This window comes from Flavobacterium limicola, from assembly GCF_003634755.1.
GTDB classification, from domain to species: domain Bacteria; phylum Bacteroidota; class Bacteroidia; order Flavobacteriales; family Flavobacteriaceae; genus Flavobacterium; species Flavobacterium limicola.
On record NZ_RBXA01000001.1, the window covers coordinates 985,150 to 1,005,676 of the forward strand.

A 20,527-nucleotide genomic window follows, 5' to 3' on the forward strand; every position below is an offset into this window, starting at 1 on the left:
TAGTATAAAAGCTTTTATTGTTTATTTAATGCATGTTGATTTCAAATGGCATTATGGCTTGTACCCCTTTTCTGGCTTGCAGTTTTTTTATTTCCTGCATGATACGGTAATTCTCTTCCCCAATTTCTTCTTTTATAAAGTCAGCTTTTGATTTTGCAAAAGGAAGATTAGCTAAAAGATCATCGAAATTTTTCTCGTATTCCGGATAATTTTGGGTGCTGTAACTTTTTGTTTTTGCCAAAGAAGCTGCTTTTGCAATAGCGTCATCAAGACCTCCAATTTTATCTACAAGTCCAATTTTCAAAGCCTCTGAACCTGTCCAAACTCTTCCTTGTGCGATAGCATCTACTTGTGCAAATGTCATTTTTCTTCCTTCGGCCACATGCGTTACAAAAGTTTTATAAATGTGTTCCACTCCTTCTAAGGTAACGGCTTTGAAGTTTTCATCTATTGGAACAAAAGGGCTATAATTAGCGGAATTTTCATGGGTTTTCACTTGTTCTGTATAGATTCCGATTTTAGTAGCTAATGGGGTAAAGTTTGGTAATATTCCAAAAACACCAATAGAACCCGTGATTGTATTTTCTTCGGCAAAGATAGTATTGGCATTACAAGCAATATAATAGCCTCCTGAAGCAGCGTAATTACCCATAGAAACGACTACTGGTTTTACTTTTTTAGTCAATTCAACTTCTCTCCAAATTAAATCTGAGGTCAAAGCACTTCCGCCCGGGCTGTCAATGCGGAGTACAATAGCTTTTACATTTTTGTTTTTTCGTGCTTCTTGTAACGAACGGCGCATAGAACCTTCTCCAATTACATTCACATCACCTTCGCCACCCATAATTTCTCCTTGCGCATAAATAATGGCGATTTCGTCTTTACTGTCAAAAGTTTGTGATGTTGTAGCTACTTTTTGAGCATAATCTACAACAGATACTTTATTGTAGTCTTCGTCATTGGTTACTTTAAGCGCTTTACGAATAGCATTGTGATACACATCTTCATATGCAATAATATCAATTAATTTTTGGGATTTTGCCATTTCTGGAGTTCGAGCAAGAAGTCCATTAGCAATTTCATTCAATTTAGCGACAGATATATTTCTGCTTTTTGAAATGTCAGCGGTTATGGAATTCCAAACTGAATTTAATAATGCGGTAGTTTGCTCTCTGTTGGCATCACTCATTTTATTTTCTAAAAATGGCTCTACAGCACTTTTATATTTTCCGTGACGGATGACTTCCATTTTTAATCCTGATTTTTCCTGAAAATTTTTAAAGAACATAATTTCAGATGACAATCCCTTGAAGTCCATTTCTCCTACTGGATTGATGTAAATTGGGCTGGCAACAGAATTTAGATAGTATTCTTTTTGTGAATACGAATTGGCATATGCCATGACGAATTTGCCTGATTTTTTAAAGCTTTCCAGGGCATCTCTCAGCGCTTTACTTTGTGCCATACCTAATGATGAAGCATTGTTTAGGATAGAAATACCTTTAATGTCGGTATCTGTTTTTGCTTCTTCGATAGCATTAATAATGTCTGATAAACCTACTTTTTTGTTTTCTGAAAAAATAGTCATCCAAGGATCTTTGTATTTTCCGGCATAATCGTTTCTGATGTCTTCCAGATTCAATTCAATCACAGAATTGTTTTTCACTGTAACGCCTTCAGATTCACCGCCAAAAATGGTTCCAATGAGGATGATCCCAAAAAAGAACAACATGAAAAAAACAAAAATACCTATAATGGTAGCCAATACATTTCCTAAAAATTTCATAATTATATTTTTTTAATAAGTCGCATAAAACATAGAAATGTTACAAACAATAGTTTAGAATTTCTATGTTTAAATATCAACAGAGGATACAAATATATTGCTTATTCTAAAATTCTTTTAGTTAATTTGCACCTAATTATGAAATCACAACATCAGGTCATTTTATCGATAGGAAGCAATCAAGGCAATCGTTTAGAAAATATTGAGCATTGCTTGGAATTGATACACCAGGAAATTGGTACGGTTCTCAAAGTTTCCAAATTATACGAAACTCCAGCTTGGGGTTTTGAAAGTGATGCTTTTTATAATTGTGCTTTGGTTTTGCATACTTTTTCCTCTGCTCATAAAATTTTGGCTCAGGTTTTAAAAATAGAAAAAAGATTGGGTCGCTTGCGCAATAAAACTCAAGAATACCAATCACGTACCATTGATATTGATTTGATTGCTTTTGATTCAGAAATTATTACTACGGAAAAACTCCAAATTCCACATCCCTTAATGCAAAATAGGAATTTTGTTTTGTTGCCCATTCAGGATTTGAATTTAGATTGGAAACATCCCATTCTTCAAAAAAACATTTCGGAATTATTAGCTTTGTCACCAGATGAAAGTGTTTGTACAGTAGTTCAGAATTTGGTTAATCCTTTGCAAAATATTCCGCTGGAACAATTTAATTATGTCGCCTTTGAAGGAAATATTGGCGCGGGAAAAACAACGTTGGCAACAAAAATTTCCGAGGATTTCAATGCGAAAACAGTATTGGAACGTTTTGCTGATAATCCTTTTTTACCCAAATTTTATAAAGATCAAAACCGCTACGCTTTTCCACTTGAAATGTCTTTTTTAGCAGACAGATACCAACAATTATCAGATGATTTAGCACAATTTGATTTGTTTAAAGATTTTCTGGTTGCCGATTATCATATTTTTAAATCCTTGATTTTTGCCAAAATAACATTGGCGGAAGATGAATATCGTTTGTACCGAAATCTCTTTGATATCATTTACAGAGAGATGCCAAAACCGGATTTGTACATTTATTTGTACCAAAATTCAGAAAGGCTTTTGCAAAATATTAAAAAACGCGGCAGAAGCTACGAACAAAAAATTCCTGCTGAATATTTGGATAAAATCAATAGCGGTTATCTGGATTATATCAAATCTCAAACTGATTTGAATGTGTTGATTATAGATGTTTCGGATCGTGATTTTGTAAAAAATCAAGAAGATTATTTGTATATTTTAGATGAAATACGGAATAAGATTAATCAATAACTTTCTACTATTTTAAAGATTAGTCGTTAAACTGCTTAAATAAATCCCAAACTACAATTCCTGCACTTACTGATATATTCAAAGAATGTTTGGTTCCTAATTGCGGAATTTCAATACAGCCATCACATAACGCAACTGCTTCTTGAGAAACGCCATGTACTTCGTTTCCAAAAACTAAAGCGTATTTTTTATTTTTTTCAACTTTAAAATTTTGAAGAAAAACCGCACTTTCTACTTGTTCAATGGCAAGAGTAATAATGCCTTCTGTTTTTAAATTTTCAATGACGTGAATAACACTTTCATGATGTTCCCAGGCTACAGTCTCAGTTGCGCCAAGCGCTGTTTTGTGGATTTCTTTGTTTGGAGGAGTAGCCGTGATGCCACATAAGTATATTTTTTCGATCAAAAAGGCATCGGCAGTTCTAAAGACAGAGCCAATATTGTGTAAACTGCGGATGTCATCCAGCACCAAAATAAGAGGTGTTTTTTCGGATTCTTTAAAGGTTTCAATGGATTTCCTGTCTAGTTCGCTGTTTTCTAGCTTTCTCATATTTTGTCAATTATTCAAAAAAAAAGCTTCCGAAGTTAATGGAAGCTTTTTTGTGTATTCGTTTAAAATTTAGCTTTTTGAAGATGATTCAGCAGCTAAAACATTTCCTTTTATCGTAAGTGTTTTGTTAGGAACAGTGGCGTTAGTTGTTAATGTTACTGTTTTAGTAAATGGTTGACCCCCTCTTGAAGTGTCGTATTTTACTCCAATAACTCCTTTTGCACCTGGAGCAATTGGCTCTTTTGGATACGTTGGGACAGTACAGCCACAAGAACCTTGAGCGTTAGTAATTATTAAAGGTTTGTTTCCGTTATTAGTGAAAATAAATTCACGTTTCCCATCAGAATTGTGTGCAACGGTTCCGTAGTCAATAGTTTCAGTTACAAAAACCATTCCTGCGCCATTCACTTTTGCAAGTTTCGCACTAGTAGCTTTTACTTTTTTTGATGTTTCTTGTGCATTAGAAGTAGTAACTCCTAAAACAACTAGCATAGCTAAAGCAATTATTTTTTTCATGTGTGTTTTAATTTAAAATATTCACAAATCTAAATAAAAAATAGAAATTATGACTTAAATCTTTCTTAAAATAGTTTAATTTTTTGAACTCCTTATTTATTTGTTTTAAAATCTATAAATTCGCTGATATTTTTTCATTTTTTAATACAAATACAATTGGCATCTAAAGATAAAGTAGTTAAGGAAACTCCGTTAATGAAGCAGTACAATGAAATAAAAAGAAAGTATCCTGATGCTTGTCTTTTGTTTCGCGTCGGGGATTTTTATGAGACATTTGGAGAAGACGCGGTTCGTGCTTCAAAAATATTAGGAATTGTCTTGACTAAACGCGGAGCGGGTTCTGAGACCGAGACGGCTTTGGCCGGTTTTCCGCATCATTCCTTGAATACCTATTTACCAAAATTAGTCAAAGCGGGACTTCGAGTAGCCATTTGTGATCAACTTGAAGATCCAAAAATGACCAAAACCATCGTAAAACGCGGTGTTACGGAACTGGTGACTCCTGGTGTTTCTATGAATGATGAGGTTTTGCAGTCTAAAACGAATAACTTTTTAGCTTCGGTTTACTTTGCCAATAAATCTATAGGAATTTCATTTTTGGATGTTTCCACCGGAGAGTTTTTAACAGCGCAAGGCAATGCAGAATATATCGACAAACTGTTGCAGAATTTTAATCCAAGTGAGGTTTTGATTCCAAAAAACAATAAAAATGATTTTCGGGAAATTTTCGGTGAGGACTATCATAGTTTTTACTTGGAAGATTGGATTTACAAAGAGGATTATGCATTTGAAACACTTACCAAGCATTTTCAAACGGTTTCCCTAAAAGGATTTGGAATCGAAGAATTGAAAGAGGGAATTATTGCTTCGGGAGCCATTTTGTATTATTTATCCGAAACGCAGCATAATAAAGTGCAGCATATAACAGCAATTCAACGTATTGCTGAAGATGCTTATGTCTGGATGGATCGTTTTACGATTCGAAATTTGGAATTGTATCATAGTTATAATCCAAATGCGGTGACACTTCTCGATGTGATTGATAAAACGCTTTCGCCAATGGGCGGACGATTGTTAAAAAGGTGGTTGGCATTGCCATTGAAAGACAGTGCTAAAATAAAAAGTCGTCATCAAGTGGTTTCGTATTTAAAAGAAAATCAGGAGGTGCTGAAAAATATTCAGAATCAAATCAAGCAAATTTCTGACTTGGAACGTTTGATTTCAAAAATTGCAGCCGGGAAAGTATCCCCTCGCGAAGTAGTTTATCTAAAAGAATCATTGGATGCCATTATTCCAATAAAAACTTTGGCGTTAGAAAGTCCGCAAGAAGCCGTAAAAGTAATTGGTGACAGTTTACACAGTTGCGAATTGTTGCGCGAAAAAATCAAAACCGTTTTAAATCAAGATGCGCCTGTGGCTATTGCCAAAGGAAACGCGATTGCCAAAGGAATCAATGCTGAATTAGATGAGTTGCGTGCAATATCAACTTCTGGAAAAGAATTCCTGGAAGGAATCGAAAAACGAGAATCACAACTGACAGGAATCTCTTCGTTGAAAATTTCTTTTAATAACGTTTTTGGATATTACATTGAAGTTAGGAACATGCACAAGGATAAAGTTCCTGCGGAATGGATTCGAAAACAAACTTTGGTAAATGCGGAACGTTACATTACGGAGGAATTAAAAGAATATGAAACTAAAATTCTTGGCGCCGAAGAGAAAATTCATAAAATAGAAGTAGAATTATTTGAACAATTAGTGAGCTGGATCGCTACGTATATTAAGCCAGTTCAAATGAATGCTAATTTGGTGGCGCAACTGGATTGTTTGTGCTCTTTTGCGCAATTGGCTATCGAGAATAAATATGTTTGTCCTGAACTAGACGAAACATTTGAACTGGAAATCAAAAATGGAAGACATCCTGTTATCGAAAAACAATTGCCTGTTGGTATGCCTTATATAGCCAATGATGTTTTCTTGGATAGAGAAACGCAGCAATTGATTATGATAACGGGGCCTAATATGTCTGGAAAGTCAGCTATTTTGCGTCAAACGGCTTTAATTGTGCTGTTATCTCAAATGGGGAGTTTTGTTCCGGCAGAAAGCGTGAGAATGGGAATTGTGGATAAAATATTCACCAGAGTAGGAGCGAGCGATAATATTTCGATGGGAGAATCTACTTTTATGGTCGAAATGAACGAAACTGCTTCTATCTTGAACAATATTTCTGATAGGAGTTTAGTGCTTTTAGATGAGATTGGAAGAGGAACGAGTACGTATGACGGGATTTCTATCGCATGGGCAATTGCAGAATTTTTACACGAACATCCTTCACAACCGAAGATATTGTTTGCAACGCATTACCACGAGTTGAATGAAATGAGTGAATCGTTGCCTAGAATTCAGAATTACAATGTGGCTGTCAAAGAATTGAAAGATACAGTACTTTTTATTCGAAAATTGGTAAAAGGAGGAAGCGCGCATAGTTTTGGAATACATGTGGCGAAGATGGCCGGAATGCCTCAGATTGTGATTTTGAAAGCGCAAAAGCTTTTAAAGAAATTAGAAAAAAATCATTCCAGCGATGCGTTGAACGGAATTAAAGCCGCTAAAGATGAGATGCAAATGAGTTTCTTTAATCTGGACGATCCTTTATTGGAAGAAATCAAGGAAGAGATTTTAAATTTAGATATAAATACCATAACTCCAATGGAGGCGTTGATGAAACTCAATGAAATTAAAAGAATGTTGACCAGAAAATAATTTATTTTTTTTAATCTATAGGTTATCAGAAGATTAACTTTTGCACATGATTTTTTTATATAAAAGGCTTGTGTAATTCAATAAATGTCTTAAATTTGCATCCGCAATACAGAACAAGTATTGCGGTTCTTTTAAGAATTGATAATGCGAAAATAGCTCAGTTGGTAGAGCGCGACCTTGCCAAGGTCGAGGTCGCGGGTTCGAGCCCCGTTTTTCGCTCCAACACCACATAATGCTCGGATGGTGAAATTGGTAGACACGCTGGACTTAAAATCCAGTGAACAGCAATGTTCGTGCGGGTTCAAGTCCCGCTCTGAGTACTAAAAAAGCTTCAAACTATGTTTGGAGCTTTTTTTATTAAAAATTTTTAAATGTATTTCATTTATATAATTTATTCTAAAAAATAGACAGATATTACGTAGGAACTACGGATGATGTCTTAAAAAGATTGTGTGAGCATAATTCTGGATTTTATAATGAATCATTTACTGTCAAGGGAATTCCTTGGGAGTTGAGTTTAAGTTTTTAATGTGAATCCAGTCAGAAAGCATATGGATTAGAGAAGTTTTTGAAAAGAATGAATCTAGAGTTTTTTTGGAGAAAGTAATAGTTGATCCAGATATCTTATTAGATATTCAAAATAAATCAGAACGATTTAACGGGTTTAACTCCGAAGCTTCGGAGCCGCTCTGAGTACTAAAAAAGCTTTAAACTATGTTTGGAGCTTTTTTTATTTATAGGAATTTGTAGCTGATAACAAAGAGGTTTTATAGAAGTGAATTTTAAGCTCCATTTTTAAATCTGAAATCTAAAATACGCAATCTAAAATCTAAAATTTCATGGGTGCTTTTGTAATTAGTAAAAGATATAACGATGAGTATAAATTTGTATTTACTTCCAGGAAGGGAAAAGTAGTTTTTACAAGTTTAAGTTATGAACTTAAGTTTGAGTGTGAGGAAGATATTGAGAAGTTTAAAGCAAGTATTGGATCAGCAGATTTTTTAAAGTTTAAGTCTTCCAGTGGGAAGTTTTTTTTTAAATTAATGATTGGAGGGAATCATTTTGCGACAAGTAGAAAATACACCACTTCATTGCGTTTGCAGAAAGGAATTGATGAAATTGTGCGTTATGGATCACAGTCGGAGACATTAGATTTCTCAGCGGGTGATTTGGTCTTTATTGATTGAGCTTTGTAGCGAATTAATGCATGAAAAAAGAGAGTTTAGGTAAATTTACCTAAACTCTCTTTTTTTATTTATGAAAATCTGTTTCTCGAAAGATTAGATTTTACAAATTAAAAAAGCCATCTCGCATAGCGGATGGCTTTAAAATTTTTAGAATTTGAGTTCTAATTATTTTTTTGCAGCTTCAGTAGCAACTTCAGCAGCTTCAGTAGCAACAGCAGCAGCAGAATCAACAACAACAGCAGCAGAATCAACTACAGCAGCAGCAGAATCAACTACAGCAGCAGCAGAATCAACAGTAGTTGCAGCATCCTCAGCAGGAGCGTCAGCTTTTTTACATGATACAACAGTCAATACAGCAACAGCAGCTAAACTTAAAAATACTTTTTTCATCTTAATTTAATATAAAAGGTTAATTATTAATTCGTGGCAAAGATATAAATTTTTTAATATGTAAAATATTTTTTTATTTTTTTTTTAAAAAATAATATTTTTTGTCAACGTCGGAGTAATTCGCAATTATTATGCCAGTTAGGGCAAGTGATTAATAAATGTTTAATAACGTTGCTTTGGCCTTGTTTTTAGGCTATTTTTGTTTTAAGCTTTTATTTTTCAGCGGTTTAATTTTCTTTGGGTGAACTAATTTTAATTCACTGATTAAGTTTTTTGCACCCGCATATTTATCCATAATGAACAAAACGTAACGGATATCCACCATGATATTTCTGCAAATACTCGGGTCGTAATAAATATCGCTCATAGTTCCTTCCCAAACCCTGTCAAAATTCAGTCCTATTAAGTTTCCATTAGCGTCAATTGCCGGGCTTCCTGAATTACCTCCTGTAGTGTGATTTGTACCAATAAAACAAACAGGCATTTTCCCATTTTCACTGTAAGGACCGTAATCCTTTGTTTTATATAAATCGATCAATTTAGCAGGAACATCAAATTCATAATCTCCCGGAATGTATTTTTCCATCACACCATCCAAATACGTTACTGGAGTGTACACAGTAGCATCTTTAGGCTCATATCCTTTTACTTTTCCGTACGTTACACGTAAAGTGCTGTTTGCATCCGGAAAAATACGGCTTTCCGTATTCAATTCTAATTGCGCTTTCATGTAAGTGCGCTGCAACGCAGTAATTGTTAAGTTCAATTCGTCGTATTTTGGCGCAACTTCTTTAGAATATTTGTCGGCTAATTCTTTTACAAGCAAGAACCCGGGGTCATTATTTAAATTTAGCAAAACAGTACGGGCATCACCAGATAGCAATTGTTTTAAACCGGCGTAATTTTTCAGTTGAGATTTGGTATATATTTCAGAAGCCAGATTTTTGGCATTCACATTCACCAAGCCTTTTGGTAAAAATTGTTTTGGAGATTTGGTAGCATACAATTCAATTAACTGCTCAAAAACTTTTTCATCAACAGTTGCATTGAAATTCTTGTAAAAATCAGCCAGTCCCGTTATTAAATTGTTTTTTCGGTCATTGAAAGACTGTTCTCCTTTACTTTTGTAAACTTCTTCCAATTGGTATAATTTGTATCCTGTACTCAGTAATTCAGTATTGCGCAGTACTACTTCTGTAAAATAGTCTCTTGCTACAGCATAAGGCGCAATTTCCATGTAGTTTCTGTTAAAGTCAGCCAAGAGTGTTCCGTATTCTTTTTCTTTACCTGCTTTCGCTATTTTTTGCTGAAATTCTTTTTCAGATTCTTTTTTTACGGTAACCGCATTTGATTTTTTTAATCCTTGCGTTTCGCCAATCCATTTTTTCCAATAATTGGCAATGCTTGCATATTTTGAAGCGTATTGAATTTTGATGGCATTGTCTTTTCGCATAAAACCATCGGCAACTTTCAAAGCTTTGTCTCTGATTTCGATTTTTGCTGGATTCAGTTCGTTTACAATTTGCTCAATCGCAACCGAAGGTAAATATTCGTTTGTTTTTCCTGGGTAACCAAAAACCAATGTAAAATCATCTTCGGTTACGCCATCTAGTGAAATAGGCAAGAAGTGTTTAGGTGTATAAGGTACGTTGTCTTTTGAATAGGCTGCCGGGCGATTATTTTTGTCAGCATAGATTCTAAATAATGAGAAATCTCCTGTATGACGCGGCCAGACCCAGTTGTCAGTATCAGAACCAAATTTCCCGATAGAGGAAGGCGGAGCACCAACTAAACGCACATCTGTAAAGGTTTCCGTTACAAAAAGAATGTATTGATTGCCTTCGAAAAAGGTACGAATTTTATTTTCCTGCCAATTTTCCTTTGGCAACGATTTAGACAAAGCCGTAATGTTTTCTTGAATTTTCTTTTGTTTTTCGGCTTCGCTGGTAAGAGTTGCAGTACCTTCGAGAACAGCTGTTGTTACATCTTCAATTTTCACCATAAAAGTAACTGTCAAACCTTCGTTTGGTAATTCTTCTTCCATTTTGTACGCCCAAAAACCATCCGTTAGGTAATCATGGTCAACGGTGGAATGCGATTGAATTTGTGAAAATCCACAATGATGATTGGTTAAAATTAGCCCTTTTGGGGAAATAACTTCTGAGGTACAACCTCCGTTAAAATGTGGAACCGCATCTTTCATGCTCGACTGATTTACATCATAAATGTCTTTTACAGACATTTTCATGCCCAGATTTTTCATTTCGGTTTCATTCATTCCTTTCAGCAGCGAAGGAATCCACATGCCGCCTTGCTGAGCTTGCGTCTGAATGACAAATAATAATAAGAATAATTTTAAAAATTTCATGGTATTAAATTTAGAGTGTAATTTTATTTGATTTTGTACTGCATCAATTGCCTTTTGTGCGATTCAAAACCGTTGGCAAGATACAATTTTTGTGCTTTTTTATTGTGCGGTTCTACTTCCAGATAAATCAGTTTTAAAGATAGCTTATGACTTTCGGTTTTAATAAATGTAACGGCTTTGTTGCCAATTCCTTTTCCACGAACTTTTTCGGTTACGTACAATTCATCTAAAAAAGCAATTCTTCCTTGGTATTCAAAACTAAAAACGAATGTTAAAATAATATAGCCTACAATTTCGTTGTCGGATACAATCAGCCAAGCTTTTCCCAGATTTTCATTGGAAATAAATTCTTGAAACAAAGCTTTAGACACATCAACGGAAATGGGATAATTATCGATGGCATAAAATTCTTCCATCTTGGAAACCACGGTTTCTATATCGGAAAGTTTTAAGGTTTTAAATTCAATCATTCAAAATATGTTTTAAAATGATGGCAGTGGCGCCTTTGTTCATTTGTACGAAAGTGCTGCACATGTGTCCTTTTTCATTTCGAATATCATCGTTGCATATTAAGTTTTCAAGAGCCTCGTTCAATTCTTTTTGATTGTTAACAGAAACACAGGCTTCCATATTGACTAGCGCAATTGCTTCTGCAAAATGCGAATAGTTGGGTCCAATAAGGATTGGAACGCCAAAAGTTGCCGGTTCTAATACATTGTGAACTCCGGGATTCCCGAAACCGCCGCCCACATAAGCAATATCTGCATAACTATAGATTTTTGTCAAAATGCCAATGGTGTCAATTATAAAAACATCGAAATCAGCCAATTGCTTTCCTTCTTTTTGAGAGAATAAAACAGTTTTTTTGGTAATGCTGTTTTTTAATTGTTGAATTTGTTCTTCCTTAATATTATGTGGCGCAATTATAAACTTAACATTGAAAGTATTCGAATTAATAAAATCCACTATTAAATCTTCATCTTTTGGCCATGAACTTCCCACTACAATAGTGAGTTTGTTGTCTTTAAAATCAGAAATAAAATCTAGTGAATTGTCTTTTTCTAAAATTGTGGCCACTCGATCAAATCGGGTGTCTCCAGAAACGGCAACATTAGTTTTTCCTAATTGCTGCAGTAGCTTTTTAGAAGTTTCATTTTGAACAAAAAAGTACGTGAACGCATCCAGCGCGTCTCTGTAAAAACCACCGTACCATTTGAAAAAGAGTTGATTTGGTCTAAGAATTCCTGAAACCAAATAGGTTTTAGTATTTGATTTTTTGAGTTCAAATAAATAATTGGGCCAGTATTCATATTTGATAAAGAAAACCAAATCCGGATGAACGAGTTCTAGAAATTGTTGTGCATTTTTCTTAGTATCTAAAAGCAAATAAACCGTGACATCAGCAACAGTATTGTTTTTACGAACTTCATAACCCGAAGGAGAGAAAAAAGTAACCACGATTTTGTGGAAAGGAAATTGCTCTTTTATCTTTTCAATCACGGGTAAACCCTGCTCGTATTCGCCCAAAGAAGCGGCATGAAACCAAATTGTTTTGTCAGTAGCTTTTATTTTTTGTTCCAAAACAGGAAAAACTACTTTCCTGCCATCCACAAAAAGTTTCATTTTTGGACTGAAAAGCGCCATGATTTTTAATAAAAAACCAGCAAATTGAACCATTAAATTATATAGAAAAAGCATCATTAAAATTTTAGTGCTAAAATACGTTTTCTTTATTTTAATTTCTTCCGCAACAATATTTAAATTTTGGGTATTAGGAACTCCCTTTTTATTTCATTGGATTATTATCTTTTTTCCTATTGGTTGCATTGGTTTCAATTCATAAATAACTATTTTTGTTCTTCGTTTTAAGAAAGTATTTACTGTATTAAGAATCGGTATTCTTTCGAACATTAAACAAAAATTACAATGAAAAAAATCCAAATGGTTGACTTAAAAAGTCAATATGAAAAAATAAAAGATACCGTTAACGTTTCTATTCAGGAAGTTTTAGACACTAATACCTATATTAATGGACCTCAAGTTCATCAATTTCAAAAATCATTAGAAGAATATCTGGATGTAAAACACGTAATTCCTTGTGCAAATGGAACCGATGCTTTGCAAATTGCCATGATGGGACTGGATTTGAAACCCGGTGATGAGGTAATCACTGCTGATTTTACTTTTGCTGCGACAGTGGAAGTTATTGCTTTATTACAATTGACACCAGTTTTAGTCGATGTGGATCTGTTCAACATGAATATTTCCATTGAAGGAATCAAAAAAGCAATTACGCCAAAAACAAAAGCAATTGTGCCGGTACATTTGTTTGGCCGTGCCGCCAATATGGAAGCAATTATGGCTATTGCCAAAAAATATAACTTGTATGTAATTGAAGATAATGCGCAAGCGATTGGTGCCAACTGTAAATTTTCGGATGGGACTAAAAAGAAAGCGGGAACGATTGGACACGTAGGAGCAACTTCGTTTTTCCCTTCCAAAAATCTTGGATGTTATGGAGACGGTGGTGCAATTTTCACGAATGATGATGTATTGGCACATAAACTTCGCGGAATTGTAAATCACGGAATGTACGAGCGATACCATCATGATGTTGTAGGTGTAAATTCTAGATTAGACAGCATTCAGGCAGCGGTTTTGAACGCTAAGTTGCCTTTATTAGATGAATATGGAAGAGCCAGACAAGACGCAGCCAGGAAATATTCTGCTGCTTTTGAAGGGCATAAAAATATCGTTGCGCCAAGTATTTGTGATATTTGCGACTGTCACGTTTTCCATCAATATACGTTGCGAATCATTGATGCTGACAGGAACGGTTTGATGCAGCATTTATTAGAAAAAGGAATTCCTTGTGCTATTTATTACCCAATTCCGTTGCATTCGCAAAAGGCATACGCTGATTCTCGTTACAAAGAAGAAGATTTTCCCGTTACCAATCAGTTGGTTAAGGAAGTACTTTCATTGCCAATGCACACCGAATTAGATGACGAGCAAATTAAGTTTATAACAGATTCTGTTTTAGAATTTTTGAAATAATGTAAAGACGCGATTTATCGCGTCTTTTTTTATAAAGAATATTAATAAGATGCTATTTTGCGTCTGAATCTAAAAAAGTGAACTATGAAAATACTAGTTACAGGAGGTTTGGGTTTTATAGGATCTCATACCGTAGTTGAATTGCAAAATGAAGGATATGAAGTTATTGTTGTAGATAATTTATCAAACACTTCATTAGATGTCTTAGACGGAATTCAGAATATTACGGGAAAAGTTCCGGCTTTCGAAAAGTTAGATTTGCGCGAAAAGGATAAAGTTCAAGATTTTTTCAAAAGACATCACGATATTTCAGGTGTCATTCATTTTGCAGCTTCGAAAGCAGTAGGTGAAAGCGTAGAAAATCCGTTGTTGTATTATGAAAATAATATAAATGCCTTAGTTTATGTTTTGCAGGAATTACAGCAAAAACCTGAGGCTAACTTTATTTTTAGTTCTTCTTGTACGGTTTATGGTCAGGCTGAAACCATGCCAATTACAGAGAATGCTTCGATTCAGACTGCGATGTCTCCTTATGGAAACACAAAACAAATAGGAGAGGAAATCATCACTGATACTGCCAAAGTTACTAATATCAACGCAATTTTACTGCGTTATTTTAATCCAATAGGGGCGCATCCATCCACTGAGATTGGAGAATTGCCTATTGGAGTTCCTCAAAATTTAGTGCCGTTTATTACGCAAACCGGTTTTGGATTGCGAAAAGAGCTTTCGGTTTATGGAGATGATTACCCTACTCCAGATGGTACAGCAATACGCGATTATATTCATGTAGTCGATTTGGCGAAAGCCCATGTAATCGCTTTGCAACGCTTACTGAATAAAAAAAACACTTCCAAAGTAGAAATTTTTAATCTGGGAACCGGAACAGGAAGCTCTGTTTTAGAAGTGATACATACTTTCGAAAAAGTGAGCGGTAAAAAACTGCCTTACAAAATTGTAGGACGAAGAGAAGGCGATATTACTTCGGCTTACGCCAATACCGATAAAGCTAACGATGTTTTGGGATGGAAAGCACAATCAACGCTTGAAGAAGCGATGGCCAGTGCCTGGAAATGGGAACAGAAGATTAGAAAATAAAAAAAGGGCTGTCAAACGATAGCCCTTTTTTATAAATTATTTTTTGTCTGCTTCTTTCAATTTTTCAGCAGCTTCATCCATTTTCTGAGCTCCTTTCTCAAGAACTTCTCCAGCTTTAACCTTTGTTGAATCAGCTGCAGCATCAACTTTAACCGCTGCTGTATCTATAGCTTCTTCCATTTCATTACCAACTGCTTCAGTAGCCTCTTTTACTTCATCTTTTGTTTCTTTTTTGCAAGAAGTCATCAAAGCTGCAATACATACTAATCCTAAAAGTGTTTTTTTCATTTTGTTTATTTTAAATAATTATTATCGACTTGTACTTGTTAGTATAAAGATAAAAAAAATCCTCATAAACTTTCATTTATGAGTACAGTATATTTATTGATTTTGTAAATTGTAAAATAGCGTTAATTAAGCATTTGCTGTCATCGCTTCTTTATCAATTTTTCCAATCAATCCTGCCAATACTTTTCCAGGACCTACTTCAGTAAATAAAGTAGCACCGTCAGCAATCATTTGTTGAACCGATTGCGTCCATTTTACAGGTGCTGTCAATTGGATAATTAAATTTTTCTTGATTTCACTTGGATCTGAAACAGCACTTGCTGTTACATTTTGGTAAACCGGACAAATAGGAGTAGAGAAAGTGGTTGCTTCAATAGCTGCCGCCAGTTCTTCACGAGCCGGCTCCATCATTGGTGAGTGAAAAGCACCACCAACAGGTAATAATAATGCACGTTTTGCACCAGCGGCTTTCATCGCTTCACACGCTTTTTCTACTGCTGATGTTTCTCCTGAAATTACTAATTGTCCCGGGCAGTTATAATTTGCAGCTACTACAATTCCGTCAATCGAAGCACAAACTTCCTCCACAATATTGTCGGCCAATCCTAAAACGGCTGCCATTGTAGATGGTTTTATTTCGCAAGCTTTTTGCATTGCCAAAGCTCTTTGTGAAACTAATTTTAATCCATCTTCAAAAGACAAAGCACCATTAGCTACTAAAGCTGAAAATTCACCCAATGAATGTCCCGCTACCATTTCTGGTTTGAAATCCTCACCTAATGTTTTTGCCAAAATCACCGAATGCAAGAAAACGGCTGGTTGCGTCACTTTGGTTTCTTTCAATTCCTCGGCTGTTCCCCCAAACATGATGTCTGTGATACGGAAATCTAAAATTTCATTGGCTTTTTCGAATAATTCTTTTGCAAGAGCAGAATTTTCATATAAGTCTTTACCCATTCCTGTGAATTGTGCGCCTTGACCTGGAAATACGTATGCTTTCATGTGTTTATTTTAAAGAGTGAAAAATGTAAAGATTGAAAAATGTAAAGATTGAAAAATGTAAAGATTGAAAAATGAATTTCAATCGGACTGCAAAAATACTATTTTTTGCGGTATTTGAAACTATCTGTTTGGCTTCCTTTTGCTATTGAAAGGATGATTCATTTATAAAATACTACATTCAATCCAAAAAAAATCCACCCCAATAAATAGAGTGGATTGGCACTAAAAATGAAAATTCTAAAGAACGAAATACGTGTTCTTTAACGGTTTAATCGGTTGATTTGCTGTTTGATATGAATAATATTCTTCCTCAAACTCATCTCGATATTCGTTGACCATTTGCATAAGGTTTTTTTCAATTGTATTCGAAATAGCGCTTACAGGAGTGTCTGTAGGTCTGTTTTCAAATGGATCCTGCAAATGAATGGCCATTTTTTCAATCAGAAAAAAAGCAACGGCAATGGTTGTCACCAATGGAATTTGAAGCCAACCAATGTTATTTATCAAGCCAAAAGGCAAGAGAATAATAAATAAACACAGCGCAAACCTGATATACATGCTGTAAGTTGTTGGGAAAATGGTGTTTTTTATACGCTCACATTTACCCATAGCATCACATAATCGCGATAATGTATTGTCGATTTCTACCTGTTGGTAAACATTAATTTTATTAGTATTAAGTGCTTTTTTTAAATCTTTGGCATGTAACAATAAAATTGCGTTGGGAACATGTTTGTGTTTTTTTACAAAACGTAATTCGTCTTCATCCAGTAAATCTTTTATTGGTTTTATAGGATCTTTTTCACGGAGTGATTGTCCAAGACTGTAGCACCACGCTGCTTGTCTTTTTGCAAATTTTTCTTTAAAATCGTTTGCCTGAACCGAAAAATCGGGATCATCATAAAAAATAATGATTTGGCGTAATAACGTTCTGGAATCGTTAACAATAGAACCCCAAATTATTCTTGCTTCCCACCAGCGGTCATACGCTTGGTTTGATTTGAATGCCAGTAATAATGAAATAATGGTTCCAATAATAGTAGGAATTGCAATAGGAATGTTGATTGCTATAGTCTCGAAGAAATAATGAAACATTTGAAAGGAAATACAAAACACAATGACTAATGTCAATTCGGTTTTTATTTTACCCAACACATATTTCATTGGAATTTTTTTATTTAGTAACATATACTTTGGATTAAAATTTTAAACAATCATTTGATTTTCCTAGTAAATCTCTTCGTACAATGAAAGAACTGGCAATCCCAGTAACTCGTTGAGTGCTGCTTTTTCTTTCTTTAATAGTTTTAATTTCTTTGGTTTCCTGGTTTCAATCAATAAGTTGATGTTATTTTTAGAAATTGTATCGCTCAAAAAAGGTTGGCTTTCGTTCGTTTCGCTTTCACTCACAATTTTCAAAGAAAAAAGTGTATTCACATAAGCTTGCAAATCTTCTGCATGAAGGTTAGAATCTGAATTTTTAATGTACAAAGCTTGGCTGAATAGTTCTTGGTCAAAGTTTGCGTTGGTGCGCAGAATAGGACATTTGCTGTTAGAAATAATTTGGATGCAAAAGGAATTGATTTTCTTTTTTGAAGATTTAAAAGAAGGAGTTATAATGGTTAAACCAATGTTGAAATGGCTTACTAAATTTTTAAAAATCGGTGAAGAAATTCCGTATTGATGGTGGATTTTTAAGCTGCAATTTTTATTTTCCGAGATGATTTGGCGACACACATCCAAAACATTTTCTTGGGTTGAGTTTAATCCTGTATTAATGTTTCGCAATAAACTGGCAGAGGAAAACGTGTCAGGAATATCTGCAAGTAACATTAATGTGATCTGACACTGGTTACCATTAGCAGAATTTATAGCCGTTTTTACAGCATTGATTGTGTCGTTTTGTAATGTCGATGGGATAAGAATATTTTTCATATGTAGCAGATTTGATTTCTTTATACATACAAAATAACAGTTCCCACTTTATAGCAACCTTAAATTAAAATTAGAATATTCTAAGAATTAACATTAGAATTTTTAATGTTAGCCGTATTAAAAGTAATATTTACAATTGTCCCTTTGTCAGGTTCCGATTGTATTTGAAGTTCTCCGTTGTGCATCCTGATTATTTTCATGGCAAGCGGAAGTCCCAAACCATATCCATTGTATTTTGATGCCTTTTTGCCTCGAAAGAAAGGCTCATAAAGATGTGGAATATCTTCCGCGGGAATACCAATTCCAATATCAGTAATAGAAATTTTAATGGTTGAATTATTTACGGATAAAGTAACAAAGACCGTTTCATTATCAGAATATTTGACTCCATTGGCAATAATATTATTCAACGAAAGTTCTAATAAAGATTTGTTACAAGGAATTTCCAATAAACCCGGGTCATTTGGAAATTTGATGAACTTTATAGTGACTCTGTTGTTGGGGTAAATTTTGTCAATATCTGATTTTACATCCATTAAAAGTTCATCAATCCTAACGATATCTAATAATTGTTTTTTGCCGTCATAACCGGTTTGTGTCAGTTTCAAAAGACTTTCTGTAAGATCGCCAAGTCGGGATGCCTGACTGTGAATGTTTTCTAAAGATACAATGTAATCCGCAACATTTCTTTCTTTCAAAAGCATGATTTCTGCTTCAGCAATGATGGTTGTTACAGGAGTTTTTAGTTCATGTGACGCATTATTGATAAAATTTGCCTGAATTTCAAATGAGGTTTCCAGTCGGTCCAGCATGTTGTTAAAAGTCTTTGTCAAATCGCCAATTTCATCCGAACTTTTAGTCTCAGGAAGTCGATTGTGAAGGTTTGATGCGCTAATTATTTTAACTTCATCTGTAATTCGCGCTACTGGATTGATCACTCTTCTGGCCAGAAATCTACCAAGAAAATACGCCAATAATATAAAAGCCAGTCCTCCAAAAAACAGAATTTGTATGATATAAATGCTGCTGACATTTCCCCTGCGGTCTATTGCAGTAATGATTACAATATATTTTTGATTGGATTCCGTAAAAGTTTGGGCATAAAAATAGCGGTTGCTGTTTTCTATCCAATTAGAACCATTGGCCATTACTTTTGTATAAAAATCAGCTGGTAAATCGAGATCGGTGTTGTATTCAAAGGTGTTTTTTCCACTGACTTTTAGGACATAATTGTTCTCATCAATCAGTTCTTCAAGTCCATTAGCTTTAAATTCTTTGAAATAACGGGTTTTTACAGGATCATTTTGATAGTGAATCGACGCTACAATTTTAGCCCGATCTTGTAATCTTTTCAAAAAATGATATTGGTTATTTTGTTTGAACAAGAAAAAAACCACCAAACTTAGTAAAAGTGTGCTGAGGGTAGAAAGCGCAATGTAGGTAAAGGTAATTTTTTTCTTAATCTGCATTTTTATAGTTTCAATACATAGCCTAAACCTTTCATGGTATGAATTAGTTTAGTTTCGTATGGTTTGTCAATTTTTTTTCTCAAATAGTTAATGTAAACATCAATCACATTGGTGTTCATCTCAAAATTAATATCCCAAACATTGTCTAAAAGTTGCTCACGGGATAAAATGGTCTCTGAGTTAATGGCCAGATAATATAAAAGTTTAAATTCTTTGGCCGTCAGTATAATGGTGTCTCCATTTCTGGATACGGATTTTGTTTTCGAATTAATTTGAAGATCAGCAATAGTGATAATTTCATTCGGTTTTTGTACTTGACCCGCTCGTCTCGAAAGTGCGTTGACTCTCGCGTCAAGTTCCAGGAATTTAAAGGGTTTTAATAGATAATCATCAGCTCCGGAATTCAATCCGTTTATTATATTTTCAGTGCTTCCCAAAGCGGTTAACAGCAAAATGGGGACAAAGTTTTTCGCGGCTCGCAAACGTCTGCAAATTTCAATTCCATTAATGTCAGGCAACATTACATCTAGAATCACCACATCAAAATTGTGATTCGAAAGTAAATCTAATGCTGTTGTACCATCAAGCGCAACACTTACTTCGTGATTTTTTTCTGAAAATCCTTTGCGGATAATTGACGAAAGATTTGGTTCATCTTCAACTATTAATAACTTCATTAACATAACGATTTCCACAAATCTAATGATTAAACTTTTATTTTTTTTCGAAAAAACCGCTGCTAAACTAATATTAACAAAATCTTATAAATAGTTGAAAGTTTTGTTTTTAGCTTTTTCTATCGAAATCAGAACATTCTTTTGTTCTTCAGTATTAATTTATTAC

Annotated in this window: 18 protein-coding genes and 2 tRNA genes; 7 read left to right on the forward strand and 13 right to left on the reverse strand. The window is 34.5% G+C overall.

Going from position 1 to position 20,527, the window contains the following annotated elements:
• Positions 1–25: 25 nt before the first annotated feature.
• Positions 26–1,786: a signal peptide peptidase SppA gene (sppA, locus tag BC952_RS04375; RefSeq protein ID WP_121364400.1), complete on the reverse strand. Its 1,761-nt coding sequence runs from the start codon at positions 1,784–1,786 to the stop codon at positions 26–28.
• Between the two features lie 138 nt (positions 1,787–1,924).
• Between sppA and folK the strand changes: the two genes are divergently transcribed.
• The gene (gene folK, locus BC952_RS04380; RefSeq protein ID WP_121364401.1) at positions 1,925–3,061 is read left to right on the forward strand and encodes a 2-amino-4-hydroxy-6-hydroxymethyldihydropteridine diphosphokinase; all 1,137 of its coding nucleotides are present in this window, start codon (positions 1,925–1,927) and stop codon (positions 3,059–3,061) included.
• Positions 3,062–3,080: 19 nt separating this feature from the next.
• Here the strand turns inward: folK and BC952_RS04385 are convergent, their stop codons facing one another.
• Together BC952_RS04385 and BC952_RS04390 are read right to left on the reverse strand one after the other, a co-directional pair.
• Complete coding sequence (locus tag BC952_RS04385) at positions 3,081–3,611, reverse strand: RNA methyltransferase (RefSeq protein WP_121364402.1); 531 nt, start codon at positions 3,609–3,611, stop codon at positions 3,081–3,083.
• Between the two features lie 69 nt (positions 3,612–3,680).
• Positions 3,681–4,127 carry a DUF1573 domain-containing protein gene (locus BC952_RS04390; RefSeq protein WP_121364403.1) on the reverse strand — a complete coding sequence of 149 codons (447 nt, stop codon included), beginning with the start codon at positions 4,125–4,127 and terminating at the stop codon, positions 3,681–3,683.
• 156 nt (positions 4,128–4,283) lie between these two features.
• Here BC952_RS04390 and mutS point away from each other — a divergent pair, with 156 nt between their 5' ends.
• The 4 genes from mutS (at position 4,284) to BC952_RS04410 (ending at position 8,077) form a co-directional block, all read left to right on the forward strand.
• A complete protein-coding gene (gene mutS, locus BC952_RS04395) occupies positions 4,284–6,890 on the forward strand; it encodes a DNA mismatch repair protein MutS (RefSeq protein WP_167445686.1) in 2,607 nt (868 codons plus the stop codon).
• A gap of 146 nt (positions 6,891–7,036) precedes the next feature.
• A tRNA-Gly gene (locus BC952_RS04400) sits at positions 7,037–7,112 on the forward strand.
• 12 nt (positions 7,113–7,124) lie between these two features.
• Positions 7,125–7,210: transfer RNA gene (locus BC952_RS04405), tRNA-Leu, on the forward strand.
• Between the two features lie 519 nt (positions 7,211–7,729).
• On the forward strand, positions 7,730–8,077 hold the full coding sequence (locus tag BC952_RS04410; protein ID WP_121364404.1) for a DUF1508 domain-containing protein: 348 nt from the start codon (positions 7,730–7,732) through the stop codon (positions 8,075–8,077).
• A gap of 165 nt (positions 8,078–8,242) precedes the next feature.
• On the opposite strand, the gene BC952_RS04415 is transcribed toward BC952_RS04410, so the two are convergent.
• The 4 genes from BC952_RS04415 to BC952_RS04430 all read right to left on the reverse strand — a co-directional run bounded on the left by BC952_RS04415 (position 8,243) and on the right by BC952_RS04430 (position 12,533).
• Positions 8,243–8,467, reverse strand: a complete 225-nt coding sequence (locus tag BC952_RS04415) for a PG1828 family lipoprotein (protein ID WP_091165530.1) — start codon at positions 8,465–8,467, stop codon at positions 8,243–8,245.
• A gap of 193 nt (positions 8,468–8,660) precedes the next feature.
• Positions 8,661–10,835 (reverse strand): S46 family peptidase, encoded by a 2,175-nt coding sequence (locus tag BC952_RS04420; RefSeq protein ID WP_121364405.1) that lies wholly within the window; start codon positions 10,833–10,835, stop codon positions 8,661–8,663.
• Between the two features lie 23 nt (positions 10,836–10,858).
• The gene (locus BC952_RS04425) at positions 10,859–11,305 is read right to left on the reverse strand and encodes a GNAT family N-acetyltransferase (protein ID WP_121364406.1); all 447 of its coding nucleotides are present in this window, start codon (positions 11,303–11,305) and stop codon (positions 10,859–10,861) included.
• Entirely contained in the window at positions 11,298–12,533 is a 1,236-nt protein-coding gene (locus BC952_RS04430; RefSeq protein WP_121364407.1) for a 3-deoxy-D-manno-octulosonic acid transferase, read from the reverse strand. Before BC952_RS04430 ends, BC952_RS04425 begins: the two co-directional genes overlap by 8 nt.
• A 228-nt stretch (positions 12,534–12,761) precedes the next feature.
• Here BC952_RS04430 and BC952_RS04435 point away from each other — a divergent pair, with 228 nt between their 5' ends.
• Together BC952_RS04435 and galE are read left to right on the forward strand one after the other, a co-directional pair.
• Positions 12,762–13,892 (forward strand): DegT/DnrJ/EryC1/StrS family aminotransferase, encoded by a 1,131-nt coding sequence (locus BC952_RS04435; protein ID WP_121364408.1) that lies wholly within the window; start codon positions 12,762–12,764, stop codon positions 13,890–13,892.
• Between the two features lie 84 nt (positions 13,893–13,976).
• Positions 13,977–14,990, forward strand: a complete 1,014-nt coding sequence (gene galE, locus BC952_RS04440; RefSeq protein ID WP_121364409.1) for a UDP-glucose 4-epimerase GalE — start codon at positions 13,977–13,979, stop codon at positions 14,988–14,990.
• Between the two features lie 36 nt (positions 14,991–15,026).
• Here galE and BC952_RS04445 read toward each other — a convergent pair whose 3' ends face one another.
• The 6 genes from BC952_RS04445 to BC952_RS04470 all read right to left on the reverse strand — a co-directional run bounded on the left by BC952_RS04445 (position 15,027) and on the right by BC952_RS04470 (position 20,361).
• Complete coding sequence (locus BC952_RS04445) at positions 15,027–15,278, reverse strand: hypothetical protein (RefSeq protein WP_121364410.1); 252 nt, start codon at positions 15,276–15,278, stop codon at positions 15,027–15,029.
• Between the two features lie 126 nt (positions 15,279–15,404).
• Positions 15,405–16,280, reverse strand: coding sequence for an ACP S-malonyltransferase (gene fabD, locus BC952_RS04450; protein ID WP_121364411.1), 876 nt, complete (start codon positions 16,278–16,280; stop codon positions 15,405–15,407).
• 237 nt (positions 16,281–16,517) lie between these two features.
• A complete protein-coding gene (locus tag BC952_RS04455) occupies positions 16,518–17,468 on the reverse strand; it encodes a bestrophin family protein (protein WP_121364412.1) in 951 nt (316 codons plus the stop codon).
• A gap of 39 nt (positions 17,469–17,507) precedes the next feature.
• A complete protein-coding gene (locus BC952_RS04460; protein WP_121364413.1) occupies positions 17,508–18,215 on the reverse strand; it encodes a hypothetical protein in 708 nt (235 codons plus the stop codon).
• Positions 18,216–18,295: 80 nt separating this feature from the next.
• Complete coding sequence (locus BC952_RS04465; protein ID WP_244200091.1) at positions 18,296–19,570, reverse strand: HAMP domain-containing sensor histidine kinase; 1,275 nt, start codon at positions 19,568–19,570, stop codon at positions 18,296–18,298.
• A 116-nt stretch (positions 19,571–19,686) separates the two neighbouring features.
• On the reverse strand, positions 19,687–20,361 hold the full coding sequence (locus tag BC952_RS04470; RefSeq protein WP_121364415.1) for a response regulator transcription factor: 675 nt from the start codon (positions 20,359–20,361) through the stop codon (positions 19,687–19,689).
• Between the last annotated feature and the right edge of the window lie 166 nt (positions 20,362–20,527).